Origin of the sequence: Cyanobium sp. HWJ4-Hawea (assembly GCF_024345815.1) — a bacterium.
In the GTDB taxonomy this organism is placed as follows: Bacteria; Cyanobacteriota; Cyanobacteriia; order PCC-6307; family Cyanobiaceae; genus Cyanobium_A.
This window is the reverse complement of the sequence record NZ_JAGQBV010000003.1, coordinates 1-13,629: the sequence shown is the minus strand read 5'-3', so window position 1 is coordinate 13,629 and position 13,629 is coordinate 1. Positions and strand designations below refer to the sequence as shown.

Genomic DNA, 13,629 nt, shown 5'->3' with positions numbered 1-13,629 from the left:
GTCAGCCGTCCTTAACGATCAAACCGGAGAGGTGTCGGTCACCACTTGGTCGATCAGGCCGTATTCAACCGCTTCTGCCGGAGAAAGGAAGTAGTCGCGGTCGGTGTCTTCTGCAATTTTGTCCAGGGGTTGGCCGGTGTGCTCCGCCATCAGCCCATTCAGGGTGTCTTTTAGGTAGAGGATTTCCTTGGCCTGGATTTCGATGTCAACGGCCTGGCCCTGGGCCCCGCCAAGGGGCTGGTGGATCATGATCCGGGCGTTGGGCAGGGCCAGGCGCTTGCCCTTTGTGCCTCCTGAAAGCAGGAAGGCGCCCATGCTGGCCGCCAGGCCGTAGCAGATGGTCACCACGTCAGGGGCGACCTGCTGCATGGTGTCGTAGATCGCCAGCCCGGCGGTTACAGAGCCACCGGGTGAGTTGATGTAGATCTGGATGTCCTTCTCGGGATCTTCAGCCTCGAGAAAAAGCAGCTGGGCCACCACGGCATCGGCCACGGCGTCGTCGATGCCGGTGCCCATAAAGATGATCCGCTCGCGCAGCAGGCGCGAATAGATATCAAAGGCCCGGTCACCCTTGCCCGATTGCTCCACCACCGTGGGCAGGATCCCCGGGCTACCACTGGGACTCCAGTGGTTGTGGATCGGATGGTGGCGCAGTGCCGTGGGCGAGTTGGCTTCGATCACGCGCTGATGCTTGGTTGTGACTCCAATCTATTGGCGGGAGCCTTTTCGGTGATGGTGCTGTTGGCTTCCAGCCAATCCAGCAATTTCTCCTGCAGCAGGTCGTCGGCCACGGCCAGCCTCAGGCGCTCAGGGTCGATGTTGCCCTCCTTGCTGATGCCGCGGCTGACCTCCTTGATCTTGGCCTCCAGATCCTTGGCATCCACCTCGATTTTTTCGGCGCTGGCCAGGGCCTTGAGGGCCAAGCTGCGCTTGAGACGCTGCTCAGCCTCGGGGCGGGAGGTGTCCATCAGGCTGCGCACCAGGTCGGGGGTGAACAGTTTTTTCACATCCATGCCCTGCTGGGCAATTTGGCCAGCGGTTTGTTCGATCAGGTTGCGGATTTCTTGCTGCACCAGGGTCTCGGGCAGCTCCACCTCCAGCTCCTCCACCAGGGCGTTGAGCAGGGCATCGTGGCGGTTGGTCTTGGCGCGGCGCTCGCTGTCGTCCTTGAGGCGGGCCTCCAGGTCGGTGCGCAGTTCGGCCAGGCTGGCCTTGTCGCTGGCCTGTTGGGCAAAGGTGTCGTCGAGCGCTGGCAGTTCCCGGGCCTTGAGCTCCTTGAGGCTGATCTCAAAGCTGGCCTTGCGGCCGGCCGACTCCTCCTGGGGGTAGCTCTCGGGGAATTCGCATTCGATTGTTTTGTTGTCGCCAATCGCCATGCCGATTACCCCCTCCACGAAGCCAGGGATCATCCGGCCTTCCTCCAGCTCCACTTCCATGGCGTCGCTGCTGCCACCGCTGATGGCTTCTTTCGTATCTAAATAAGTGCCGCTGAAGCTGAGCACCGCCACGTCGGCGGCCTGGGCGGGCCTGCCCTCCACGGGCACCAGGGCCGCCATTTGTTTGCGGGATTGCTCGATCAGTTCATCAACCTTGGCAGGGTCGTAGTTAACGCCTTCGGCCTCGGCCTTAAGCCCCTTGGTGGTCTTCAGCTTGGGTGTGGGCTCGACATCGAGCTCCAGGGTGATGGTGAGGTCGCTGCCGGGGGCAAAGCGCTCCAGTACCACCTCAAATCCTTCGCTCAGCTCGGGCCGGCCGATCGCTGCCACGGTCTCCTGTGCGAGGGCATCGCGGCACGCCTCATCCACCAGGTCTTCCAGGGCGGTGGCCCGAATCCGCAGGGGGCCGATTTGCTGCAGCAGCACCGCCTTGGGCACCTTGCCCTGGCGAAAACCTGGCAACTTGACGCTGCGGCTCAATTTTGCGACTGCCGCCTCGTAGCTGGCCTGGCTGCGCTCACCCGGAATCGCCACTTCAAGGGCCATGCGGCTGCCCGGACGGGAGCTGGCCTTCACCTTCAAACTGGCAGTTTTGGCCAAACTGGCAGTCTTGGCGGTGGATTTGGCAGCAGCAGGGCTCATGGGCATAGGTAGTCAGCCCCCGATCCTAGAAAGTGACCGTTCCACCCCTTTGACCAGCCTGGGCTCGGCTAAGGTTTGCTTGGCGCAGAAAGAAGGCAATAGGTACCAATTAGCTGTTGAAACGGGCAAGATGCAAAGTCCGTTTTCCATCCAGGTTCCATGGCCCGCCCCTAAACCAAAGCTTTGATTTCCTTTCACTCCCCTTGACCGCCGCCCAGACCGCCCCTTCCCCCCTATCCACAACCCTGCCTAAGCGACCCCTGCGGGTGGCCATCCTTGGTGCCACCGGTGCGGTGGGCCAGGAGTTGTTGGAGCTGCTGGCAGAGCGCAGCTTTCCCGTGGCGGAATTGATTCCCCTGGCCTCGCCCCGCTCGGCCGGCCAAAAGCTGGCCTGGCAGGGCCAGGAGTTCACCCTGCAGGTGGCCGACCAGGCCCTATTTGAGGGGGTGGATCTGGTGTTGGCCTCCGCGGGTGGGGCGGCCTCCAAGCAGTGGGCCCCGATTGCGGCCCAGGCCGGTGCCGTGGTGATCGACAACTCCAGTGCCTTTCGGATGGATCCGGCGGTGCCCCTGGTGGTGCCTGAGGTGAACCCGGAGGCCGCCTTTGGCCACGGCGGCATCATTGCCAACCCCAACTGCACGACAATCCTGCTCACCTTGGCCCTGGCGCCCCTTGCCGCCAGGCGGGCGATCCGGCGAGTGGTGGTGAGTACCTATCAGTCGGCCAGTGGGGCTGGAGCAAGGGCCATGGAGGAGCTGCGCAGCCTTAGCCGCACCGTGCTCGATGGCGGTGAACCGATCAGCTCAGTGCTGCCCCATTCCCTGGCCTTCAACCTGTTTCTGCACAACTCGCCCCTGCAGCCCAATGGCTACTGCGAGGAGGAGCTCAAGATGCTCCATGAAACCCGCAAGATCATGGGGCTGCCCGAATTGCGGCTATCGGCCACCTGCGTGCGGGTGCCGGTGCTGCGGGCCCATTCAGAAGCCGTAAATATTGAATTTGAGGAGCCCTTCCCGGTTTCAGAAGCTCGGGCCCTATTGGCCCAGGCCCCTGGTGTCGAGTTGCGCGATGACTTCGAAGCCAACCGCTTTCCGATGCCCACCGACGTGACCGGCCGCGATCCGGTGGCCGTGGGTCGGATCCGCCAGGACCTCAGTGACCCCAATGCCCTGGAGCTCTGGCTCTGCGGCGACCAGATCCGCAAGGGTGCGGCCCTAAACGCCATCCAAATTGCCGAACTGTTGATCGCAGGACCGCCAGCCGCCGGAGGTGTCGCTTGAGTAGCGCCAGCCAACAGCCCTGGCTAAACGCCCCCTTTGGCCGGGTAGTCACCGCCATGGTGACCCCCTTCGCCGCCGATGGATCCCTGGATCTCGATTTGGCGGCCCGGCTGGCTGTCCATTTGGTCGACAACGGTTCCGATGGCCTGGTGCTTTGCGGCACCACTGGCGAATCGCCCACCCTCAGCTGGCAGGAGCAACACGAGCTGTTTGCCGCCGTGAAGGGGGCCGTGGGAAGTCGGGCCAAGTTGGTGGCGGGCAGCGGCAGCAACTGCACCGCAGAGGCGGTGGAGGCCACCCAGAAGGCGGCTTCCCTGGGGGCCGATGGTGCCCTGGTGGTGGTGCCCTACTACAACAAGCCCCCCCAGGCAGGCCTTGAGGCCCATTTCCGAGCCATCGCCGAGGCAGCCCCAGGCTTGTCGCTGATGCTCTACAACATTCCTGGCCGCACCGGCGCCAGCCTGGCCCCAGAAACGACCGCCCGCCTGCTCGACTGTCCCAATGTGGTCAGCTTCAAGGCAGCCAGCGGCACCACCGAGGAAGTGAGCGCCTTGCGGGCCCTCTGTGGCGATCGCCTGGCGATTTACAGCGGTGATGACGCCCTCACCCTGCCGATGCTGGCCGTGGGCGCCGTCGGTGTGGTCAGCGTGGCCAGCCACCTGGTGGGGCCCCAGATCAGCGCCATGGTTGCTGCCTTTTTCGCCGGCGACTTGGCCGGCGCCCTAGCCCTACATGAGCAGTTGCTGCCCCTGGGCAAGGCCCTGTTTTGTACTACCAACCCGATCCCCGTGAAAGCAGCCCTCGAGCTCAGTGGCTGGCCGGTGGGTGCCCCCCGTCTTCCCTTGATTTCTGCCGAAGCCGACGTGAGAAAACGACTGACCTCCACCCTGGCCGCCCTGCGTCCCACATGACGCCAAGGCTGTTGTCCTGACTGTCCTTCGACGGTCTGTTTTTTAAAGCTCCGAGATTTTTCCCTTTTTTACCCCCCCCTTCATGACCAGTTCCAACGCCATCACCAAGAAACCTGCCCTAAGGGTCATTCCCCTCGGCGGCCTGCATGAGATCGGCAAGAACACCTGTGTGTTCGAGTACGGCGACGACATCATGCTGGTGGATGCCGGCCTGGCTTTCCCCAGTGATGGCATGCACGGCGTAAACGTCGTGATGCCCGACACCAGCTACCTGCGCGAGAACCAGAAGCGCATTCGCGGCATGATCGTGACCCACGGTCACGAAGATCACATCGGTGGCATTGCCCACCACCTCAAGAACTTCAGCATCCCCGTGATCCATGGGCCCCGCCTGGCCCTGGCGATGCTCACCGGAAAAATGGAGGAGGCCGGTGTGATGGATCGCACCATCCTCCAAACCGTCGCACCCCGCGATGTGGTGAAGGTGGGCCAGCACTTTTCCGTGGAGTTCATCCGCAACACCCACTCGATGGCCGACAGCTTCTCGCTGGCCATCACCACCCCAGTGGGAACGGTGATCTTCACCGGTGACTTCAAGTTCGACCACACCCCGGTCGATGGCGAATACTTCGACATGGCCCGCCTGGCCCATTACGGCGAACAGGGGGTGCTGTGCCTGTTCTCCGACTCCACCAACTCGGAAGTACCTGGCTTCTGCCCGCCGGAGCGCTCGGTGTTCCCCTGCCTGGATCGCCACATCTCCCAGGCTGAGGGCCGGGTGATCATCACCACCTTTGCCAGCTCGATCCATCGCGTGGCGATGATCCTCGAGTTGGCGCTTAAGAACGGCCGCAAGGTGGGCCTCTTGGGCCGCTCGATGCTCAACGTGATCGCCAAGGCGCGGGAGTTGGGCTACATGCGTGCCCCTGACGACCTATTTGTGCCGATTAAGCAGATCCGGGACCTGCCCGACCGCGAGACCCTGTTGCTGATGACCGGCAGCCAGGGTGAACCGCTGGCGGCCCTGAGCCGGATTTCCCGTGGCGAGCACCCCCAGGTGCAGGTGAAATCCACCGACACGATCATCTTCTCGGCCAGCCCGATCCCCGGGAACACCATCTCGGTGGTGAACACGATCGATCGCCTGATGATGCTCGGCGCCAAGGTTGTCTATGGCAAGGGCGAGGGCATCCACGTTTCAGGCCATGGCTTCCAGGAAGACCAGAAGTTGATGCTGGCCCTCACCAAGCCCAAGTACTTCGTGCCAGTGCACGGCGAGCACCGCATGCTCGTGGCCCACAGCAAAACCGCCCAATCCCTGGGCGTGCCTGCCGACAACATCCTGATCATCGACAACGGCGATGTGGTCGAGCTCAGCCCCGATTCGATCACCAAGGGCGATCCGGTTAAGGCCGGTATTGAGCTGCTTGATGCATCCCGCAACGGCATCGTTGACGCCAGGGTGCTCAAGGAGCGCCAGCAACTGGCGGAAGATGGCGTGATCACCCTGTTGGCGGTGATCAGCACCGATGGCGTGATGGCCGCCCCGCCCCGGGTGAACCTGCGGGGTGTGGTCACCAGCGCCGATGCCCGCAAGCTTTCGCTCTGGGCCGAGCGGGAAATTGGCTGGGTGCTCGAAAATCGCTGGAGCCAGCTTTGCCGCAACACCGGTGGCAAGGCCCCCGATGTGGATTGGGTGGGCGTCCAACGGGAAGTGGAGGTGGGCCTCCAGCGCCGGTTGCGCCGCGAACTGCAGGTGGAGCCCCTGATTATTTGCCTGGTGCAACCTGCCCCCGCCGGCACCCCGGCCTACAAGGGTCGTGCCGATGCTGAGCCCGATAGCCGCCCCGCACCCCGGGGTCGCGGCGGCAGGGATGGCGGCCGCGATGCGGTTCGCGATGACAACGGCCGGCCCGCCGCACCCCAACGGCAAGCGGCTCCAGCTGCTTCAGATGCTGCCCCCCTTTCCAACGGTGCAGCTGCCACTGCCGTGATTGCTCCGCCTGCCCCTGTGGTGGTGGCGGCTCCTGTGGTGGCCAAACAGGCACCAGAGCCCGAACCCGAGCTCGAGCCCGCCGGTCGCATCCGGCGCCGCCGCTCAGCTGCAGCTGGTTAATTGGGGAGCTGTTGCTGCGGGGGGTTGGCCTCAATCATTACCCGCAGTAGCCCCTTTGCCAACTCGTCTGTTTCGTTTGGATTTGGCTGGCTAATTGGGGCCAGGCCATCTGCTTTTGGAACTGGCATGGCTTTTTGGCAGTCGCTTAGGCCGGCTGTGGCGATCTCCCGCCAAAGGCTGGCTTGTTCGCCACTGGAGCTGGCTAAAACCTGGTCGTAGAAATCGGCTGCGCCAGCAGGATCCTGGCTGCCATAGAGCCGGCTGTGACCCATCAGCAGCAGGAGCCTTGGGCGCCAACTGGCCAGATCTTTTTCCTGCAGCCACTCCCCAACAGAGGCCTCAAGCTCGGCCCATTGGCCCGAGCTGTAGAGCTTCTCCAACTGGGCATAGCGCTGCTGGTTGATCTCCACGAAGGGCTGCTCCTCGCTGGTGCCGGAGGGATTATGGGATTAATTAAAACCATGACTAGGGGGTTTGGGCAGGTCCTGGAGGCGCCAGGTCCAGCTGCTCCCGGTTCCAGGCCAATTGCCAGCCCCCCTGCAAATCCAGTTGGCCTGGCCCCCGCCCTGGCGCGAGGCGAAGCACCAGCTCGCTGAGCTGGGCAGCGCCCAGGCCGTGGCCGCTATGGCTTTCCAGCCAATGTTGCAACAGCTGGCGCTGGGTGGCTGGTGCCAGTTGGGTGAGCTGCCGGCGCAGCAGGGCAATGCCTGTGGGGGCCCGCAGGCTGGCTAGGGCCAGCCCAACCAACTCCGTTGTGCAGATTTGCTCTTCCGCGATTCGCTCGCCCAGGGCACTGATCCGTTGGCTGGCGCCTGGGTGGAGCGCTTCGAGCACGGGCAACACCTGGCTGCGAATTCGATTGCGGCTCAGGGTTAGATCGTCATTGGAGGGATCTAACCAGATCGGCAGGGCCAGCTCCTGGCAGATGCGTGCTGTGTCTTGCCGCGAAAAGTGCAGCAGTGGTCTCACCAGCCAAATCCTGGCGGCGTTGGGTTGGGCTTGGCCTTGAACTTGGGCTTGGCCCTGGGTTTGGGCTTGGGCTGGCACCAGCTCCCTGCACCAGCCCAGGCTGGCCAGGCCGCGGCGATGACTGCCCCTGGAGGCGTGCATCAGCAGGGTTTCGGCCCGATCGCTGGCGGTGTGGGCCGTCAGCACATGGCCGCATCTCCAGGCCTGGGCGCGCCTGGCCAGGCAGCCGTAGCGCCAGTTGCGGGCGGCGGATTCATTTAGCTGGGGTGCGGCCCAGCCATCGATTTCGAGGGGCAGCCCTTGCCCTTGGGCCCAGAGGGCCAATTCGGCTGCAACTTCCCTTGATTGGGGCCGCCAGCGATGGTCGCCATGCCAAAGGCCCAGCTCCCAGCCATGGAGACGCCTGAGGTCTTGCAGTAGGGCGGTTAGGGCCATCGAATCCTGGCCGCCGGAAACGGCCACCAGTAGCCGGGCCCCCTGCGGCAAGAGCTTGGGGCGGCGCAGCAAGAGCCGGTGCAGACGCAGGTGATCGGGGCTCCAGCGGGCGCTCATCGCTCCAGGGTGGCCGGATCGGGAATGCTTTCTATCATCGATGCATCTTTGCCGGCAGTTTTGATTAACCCCATCCAATGGGAGAATCAATTCATTAATCCAGGCCTTCCATGTCGCGCTTTGATCGCCTCTCCAGCCAGTTGCAAGCCGCCCTGGCTGAGCGCCGCCTGCTCAAGGTGATTGCCGGCCTCACCAATTTTGATGCCTCTTCTGTGCAGCGGATTAGCCGGGCGGCAGGGCTTGGTGGGGCAGACCTGATCGACGTGGCCTGTGACCCCGAGCTGGTTCGTTTGGCTGCGGCTGAGAGCGGCCTGCCGATCTGCGTGTCGGCGGTGGATCCCGAGCTATTCCCCGCAGCGGTGGCTGCTGGCGCTGCCCTGGTGGAAATCGGCAATTACGACGCCTTCTATCCCCTCGGTCGCATCTTCGATGCCCCAGAGGTGTTGGCCATTACCCGCCGCACCCGGGAGCTCCTGCCCGATGTGGTGCTCAGCGTGACCGTGCCCCACGTGCTGCCCCTCGATCAGCAGGAGCAGTTGGCGATCGACCTGATCCAGGCCGGCGCCGACATCATCCAAACTGAGGGCGGCACCAGTGCCAAACCCCTCAGCGCCGGCAGCCTGGGCCTGATTGAGAAGGCCGCCCCCACCCTGGCGGCATCCCATGCCATTAGTTCTGCCCTGCGGGCCGCCGATCTGGCCAATCCGGTGCTCTGTGCTTCCGGCCTCTCGGCTGTCACGGCACCGATGGCGATTGCCTCCGGCGCTGCTGGCGTGGGCGTGGGTTCGGCGGTGAACCGCCTCCAGGATGAATTGGCGATGCTGGCGGTGGTGCGTGGGCTGCGGGAATCCCTGCCTCGCATGGTGGCTGTGGCCCCATGAGAATGGGGGCCATGGTCCCCTTCCAACTCCACGCCCCCTACGAGCCCAAGGGCGACCAGCCCAGCGCCATTAAGGCGATGGTTGCTGGCGTCAATCAAGGCGAGCGCTACCAAACGCTTTTGGGTGCAACGGGCACTGGCAAGACCTTTTCGATTGCCAATGTGATCGCCCAAACCGGGCGCCCCACCTTGGTCTTGGCCCACAACAAAACCCTGGCGGCCCAGCTCTGCAATGAGCTGCGGGAATTTTTCCCAAACAATGCCGTTGAATATTTTATTTCCTACTACGACTACTACCAGCCCGAGGCCTATGTGCCCGTCTCGGACACCTATATCGCTAAAACAGCTTCAATCAACGAAGAAATAGACATGCTGCGCCACTCGGCGACGCGGTCGTTATTTGAGCGTAAGGATGTGATTGTGGTGGCCTCAATTAGTTGTATATACGGTTTGGGAATTCCTTCAGAATACCTAAAAGCTGCGGTCAAATTTGAGGTGGGATCCACCCTAAATCTGCGGGGCTCCCTCAGGGATTTAGTCAATAATCAATACTCTCGCAATGATCTGGAGATCACTCGGGGCCGTTTTCGGGTGCGGGGGGATGTGCTCGAGATTGGCCCGGCCTATGAAGATCGGCTGGTGCGCATTGAGCTCTTTGGTGATGAGGTTGAGGCGATTCGCTACGTGGACCCCACCACCGGCGAAATTCTGCAGAGCATGGATGCCATCAATATTTACCCGGCCAAGCACTTTGTGACCCCCAAGGAGCGGCTGGGTGATGCCATTAAGGCGATCCGCTCAGAGCTCAAGGCGCGCCTAGAACTGCTCCAGGGCCAGGGGCGCCTGCTGGAGGCCCAACGACTGGAGCAGCGCACCACCTACGACCTCGAAATGTTGGAGCAGGTGGGCTATTGCAATGGGGTTGAAAACTACGCCCGCCATTTAACGGGTCGAGAGGCTGGCACGCCACCGGAATGTTTGATTGATTATTTCCCTAAGGATTGGCTTTTGGTGGTGGATGAAAGCCATGTCACCTGCTCCCAATTGCAGGCGATGTACAACGGCGACCAATCCCGCAAGGGGGTGCTGATTGAGCACGGCTTCCGTTTACCCAGTGCTGCAGATAATCGTCCCTTAAAAGGTGATGAATTTTGGCAGAAAGCCGGTCAGACAATCTTTGTAAGTGCCACCCCTGGTAATTGGGAGATGGCGCAGAGTAAGGGCCAGATAGTGGAGCAGGTGATTAGGCCTACCGGGGTGCTGGATCCGATTGTGGAGGTGCGCCCCACCGATGGCCAGGTAGACGATCTACTCGGTGAAATCCGCGAGCGCTCTGATCGGCAGGAGCGGGTTTTGGTGACGACCCTGACCAAGCGCATGGCGGAAGACCTTACCGACTACCTGGCGGAAAATGGGGTCAGGGTGCGTTACTTGCACTCTGAAATTCACTCCCTGGAGCGCATTGAGATCATCCAGGATCTACGCAATGGTGAATACGACGTGCTGGTGGGTGTGAACCTGCTGCGTGAAGGCCTGGACCTGCCCGAGGTTTCGTTGGTGGCGATTCTGGATGCGGATAAGGAAGGCTTTCTAAGGGCCGAGCGCTCCCTAATCCAAACGATTGGCCGTGCTGCCCGCCACGTTGATGGCAAGGCCCTGCTCTATGGCGACAATCTCACCGATTCGATGGCCAAGGCGATTTCAGAAACGGAGCGCCGCCGGGCAATTCAGCATGCCTACAACGTCAAGCACGGCATCACCCCAAGCCCAGCGGGCAAGCGGGCGGGCAATTCAATTTTGTCGTTTTTGGAAGTTTCCCGCCGCCTCAACGACGAGCAGGTTGAACCAGTTGTCGATAGGGCCGAATACAACCTGGTGCCCCTGGATGCCCTGCCCGAGCTAATCCAACAGTTGGAGGAGAAGATGAAGGCTGCCGCCAAGAATCTTGAGTTTGAGGATGCGGCGAATCTGCGCGACAAAATCAAAACACTGCGCCAAAAATTAGTTGGCAAGTGCTAAAATTAGAAGATAATTTCTTCAGGCCTTGCGGCACCGCAGTGCAAACGCTTAATCGCAAACTCCGTCTCAAGCTTAATCGCAATCTGAATCGTCTTTCGGCCGCCTGTTCGGCAGGAGCTTTGCTTGCCTTGCCGGGCATGCTGGCAGCCCTTTCGGTTGTTCCGCTTGCAAGGCCTGGCCTGGCCGTCGAGCGGGTGGATTTGGTGGCTCCATTTTCAGGGGAGACCTACGCCATTCCCCTTTCCGAGTTGGCCGATCCCAAGGCACTGCTTGCGGGTAAAAGTGATCTTGCCGATTTAGATAGGGCACTAAATGGCTCAATTGGCAGGCAGTTGATCCAGGTTCTCCACAATCCCCTGCCCCTAAGTGAGGGTGCTTTTGATAAGGATTCCGGCTCACCCCTGTTGCAGCAGGTGATTTTGGTGCTTTCCTCCCTGGGAGAACTGGAAGGTTTTAAGACTAAGGATATTTCAGCGGATGTGCTGGCAAATGTTATTGACAAGGCATCAGTAGGCGGCAAGATTACATTTTATTCCCTGCTGCAGGCACTGCCGGGCCAAGCAATCCGCATCAATTTGCCCCTGGTTGTGCGGGCGATGAACCGCAACGCCCAGCAGCGTGAGCTCACCAATAAATTGTTAACAAGTCTGCCTCCTGTGGCAGCCACACCTGGGTTCAGTAAGCCGGGTCCTGCAGTCGTGGAGCTTCGGGAGTTGGATCTGGTGGTTAACCATCGATCTGTCCCGCTCTCTTTAGTGGTGATCCAGCCGTCTAAATCGCCCAATGGCCGGCTAGTGGTGATTTCCCATGGGCTTTGGGATTCACCGAAGAACTTTGAGGGCTGGGCTCGCCACCTGGCCAGCTATGGCTACACCGTGGTGCTGCCCGTCCATCCCGGCAGTGATCAGGATCAGCAACGGGCCATGCTCGCCGGTGAATCGCCGCCCCCCACGCCCCAGGAGTTGCGCCTGCGGCCGATGGATGTGAGCGCGGTGCTCGATGCAATTGAGGCGGGAAAACTGCCTCGCTTGAATGGGGTTCAGGTGAAATCCACTGTGGTGGTGGGCCACTCCTGGGGGGCAATCACCGCCCTTCAATTGGCTGGCGGGCGTTCTAGGGCAGAGCCCTTGCAAAAGAACTGTGGTGATCTAACCGGCTCCGATCGCAACTTCAGCTGGATCCTCCAGTGCAGCTTTGTCTCCGTGGCTGATTCGCCTTCCCAGGCGGATCCACGGGTCACATCGGTGATTGCGGTGAGCCCCCCCATTGGCTTGTTGTTTGATCCGGATGCGGCCAAGGAGATCCAGGCCCGGGTGTTGCTCGTTAGCGGCAGCAAGGATTGGGTGGTGCCGCCCGATCCAGAGGCCCTGGCAGTCTTTTCCCAGTCTCCGGCCCTTGGTCATCGCCTGGTGCTTGTACAAGGTGGCGACCACTTCAACCTGCGGGCTCCGCTCGCCAAGAGCACCGCCAAGTTGCCCGTGTTGGCGCCCCTGATTCTGGCCTGGGTTAATGGCACCTTTGCCGCCGGCTCCCTGGCTGCCCCCGCTCCAGGTGCCCCCAGCTTGTTGCCGGTATCCGGCTGGGGCCGCGATGGCATGGTGCTCGTGGATGTCAGTCCCCAGCAGGCAGGAGCTAACCAGCCCGCCACCAAATAGGCAGGAGCTAACTAGGCGGTTTGCTCGAGGGGTGATTCCGAGCCCTTGGCCTGGTGCTGGATTTCCCCACCCAGGCCGAAGGCTGCGTGCACCGCCTGGAGGGCCCTGACGCCGTCGGCCTCTGGCACCACACAACTGGTGCGAATTTCGCTGGTGGCGATCAGCTCGATGTTGATCTTTTCTGCAGCCAGGGCCCTAAACATCTTGGCGGCCGTACCTGGAGTGCAGGGCATTCCCGCTCCGACGGCACTGATCCTGGCGATCGCTGCCCCCTGCTCAAAGCGGGCACCGGGCCATTGCTTGAGAAGGGCCTTGAGGGCAACTTCGGCTCGGCCCAGATCTTCCTTGCGCAGGGTGAAGCTCATGTCGCGGCTGAGTTGCTCGCCGCTGCCATGGGTGCGTTCCGATTGGACAATCGCATCGAGGCTGATTTGGGCATCGGCCATGGCTCGGCAAACGGCGGCTGCAGTGCCAGGTCGATCCGGTAGGCGCCGCACGGCGACCTGGGCCTGGTCGCGGTCGAGGGCCACGCCGCGCACGGCCGGTTCACCCAACTGGGAGGGGGCGGGGTTGTGGCGCAATTGGTTTTCGCCCAGCTCAAATACTTCAGCTGCTGCGCGCAGCGCCTTCTGCCCCTGATGGCCGGCCACCAGGCAGCTCACCTTCACCTCACTGGTGGCAATTAGGCGCAGGTTGATGCCACTTTTGGCCAGGGTGTCGAATAGGCGCGCCGCCACGCCAGGGCGACCAAGAATGCCGGCCCCGGAGATGCTCAATTTGGCCAGCCCCGACTCAGCGCTCAGTTGGGCGCCCCCCTGTTCTGGATCAGCACCCAAGGCCGCCAACACTTCCCGGCACACCAACTGGGCCCGGTCCAATTGATCTGCGGCCAGGGTGAAGGCAATGTCGTTGGTGCTGCCTTCGTGGGTGGCCTGCACGATCAGGTCCACATTCAGCCCAGCGCTGCCGAGGGCTTCAAACAGTTGGGCCGCCACCCCGGGGCTATCGGGTACATGGGCCAGGGCGATTAGGGCCTGGTTGCTCTCCAGCTCTGCCCCATCGACGGGTTTGGTCAGCTCCAGGCCCCCATGACCCAGGGGCTGGCGGCGGTTGCTGGTGAGCAGGGTGCCGGGCCCTTCGCCCCAGCTGGAACGCACCACCAGGGGCAC

The 13,629-nt window shown here is 62.1% G+C and carries 11 protein-coding genes; 6 read left to right on the top strand and 5 right to left on the bottom strand.

What is annotated here, in order from left to right; genetic code table 11:
• Nucleotides 1-18: 18 nt before the first annotated feature.
• Together clpP and tig are read right to left on the bottom strand one after the other, a co-directional pair.
• Nucleotides 19-681 carry an ATP-dependent Clp endopeptidase proteolytic subunit ClpP gene (gene clpP / locus KBY58_RS01275; RefSeq protein WP_409995697.1) on the bottom strand — a complete coding sequence of 221 codons (663 nt, stop codon included), beginning with the start codon at nt 679-681 and terminating at the stop codon, nt 19-21.
• Entirely contained in the window at nt 678-2,078 is a 1,401-nt protein-coding gene (gene tig, locus KBY58_RS01270; protein ID WP_255002426.1) for a trigger factor, read from the bottom strand. The genes clpP and tig overlap by 4 nt, the downstream gene beginning before the upstream one ends.
• A 203-nt stretch (nt 2,079-2,281) precedes the next feature.
• Between tig and KBY58_RS01265 the strand changes: the two genes are divergently transcribed.
• The 3 genes from KBY58_RS01265 (at nt 2,282) to KBY58_RS01255 (ending at nt 6,385) form a co-directional block, all read left to right on the top strand.
• On the top strand, nt 2,282-3,358 hold the full coding sequence (locus tag KBY58_RS01265) for an aspartate-semialdehyde dehydrogenase (RefSeq protein WP_255002422.1): 1,077 nt from the start codon (nt 2,282-2,284) through the stop codon (nt 3,356-3,358).
• Complete coding sequence (gene dapA / locus KBY58_RS01260) at nt 3,355-4,269, top strand: 4-hydroxy-tetrahydrodipicolinate synthase (protein ID WP_254934351.1); 915 nt, start codon at nt 3,355-3,357, stop codon at nt 4,267-4,269. The genes KBY58_RS01265 and dapA overlap by 4 nt, the downstream gene beginning before the upstream one ends.
• 82 nt (nt 4,270-4,351) lie before the next feature.
• Nucleotides 4,352-6,385: a ribonuclease J gene (locus KBY58_RS01255; RefSeq protein WP_255002414.1), complete on the top strand. Its 2,034-nt coding sequence runs from the start codon at nt 4,352-4,354 to the stop codon at nt 6,383-6,385.
• Here KBY58_RS01255 and KBY58_RS01250 read toward each other — a convergent pair.
• Together KBY58_RS01250 and tilS are read right to left on the bottom strand one after the other, a co-directional pair.
• Nucleotides 6,382-6,795, bottom strand: coding sequence for a hypothetical protein (locus tag KBY58_RS01250; RefSeq protein WP_255002413.1), 414 nt, complete (start codon nt 6,793-6,795; stop codon nt 6,382-6,384). The genes KBY58_RS01255 and KBY58_RS01250 overlap by 4 nt on opposite strands.
• 55 nt (nt 6,796-6,850) lie before the next feature.
• Entirely contained in the window at nt 6,851-7,906 is a 1,056-nt protein-coding gene (gene tilS / locus KBY58_RS01245) for a tRNA lysidine(34) synthetase TilS (RefSeq protein WP_255002411.1), read from the bottom strand.
• Nucleotides 7,907-8,016: 110 nt separating this feature from the next.
• On the opposite strand from tilS, the gene KBY58_RS01240 reads away from it, so the two are divergent.
• The 3 genes from KBY58_RS01240 (at nt 8,017) to KBY58_RS01230 (ending at nt 12,460) form a co-directional block, all read left to right on the top strand.
• Nucleotides 8,017-8,787 carry a DUF561 domain-containing protein gene (locus KBY58_RS01240; protein WP_255002409.1) on the top strand — a complete coding sequence of 257 codons (771 nt, stop codon included), beginning with the start codon at nt 8,017-8,019 and terminating at the stop codon, nt 8,785-8,787.
• An 11-nt stretch (nt 8,788-8,798) separates the two neighbouring features.
• Nucleotides 8,799-10,805, top strand: coding sequence for an excinuclease ABC subunit UvrB (gene uvrB, locus KBY58_RS01235; RefSeq protein WP_255002408.1), 2,007 nt, complete (start codon nt 8,799-8,801; stop codon nt 10,803-10,805).
• 119 nt (nt 10,806-10,924) lie between these two features.
• Nucleotides 10,925-12,460: an alpha/beta fold hydrolase gene (locus KBY58_RS01230; protein WP_255002406.1), complete on the top strand. Its 1,536-nt coding sequence runs from the start codon at nt 10,925-10,927 to the stop codon at nt 12,458-12,460.
• A gap of 11 nt (nt 12,461-12,471) precedes the next feature.
• Here the strand turns inward: KBY58_RS01230 and KBY58_RS01225 are convergent.
• The coding region (locus KBY58_RS01225; RefSeq protein ID WP_255002402.1) for an ACT domain-containing protein at nt 12,472-13,629 on the bottom strand (1,158 nt) is incomplete at its 5' end.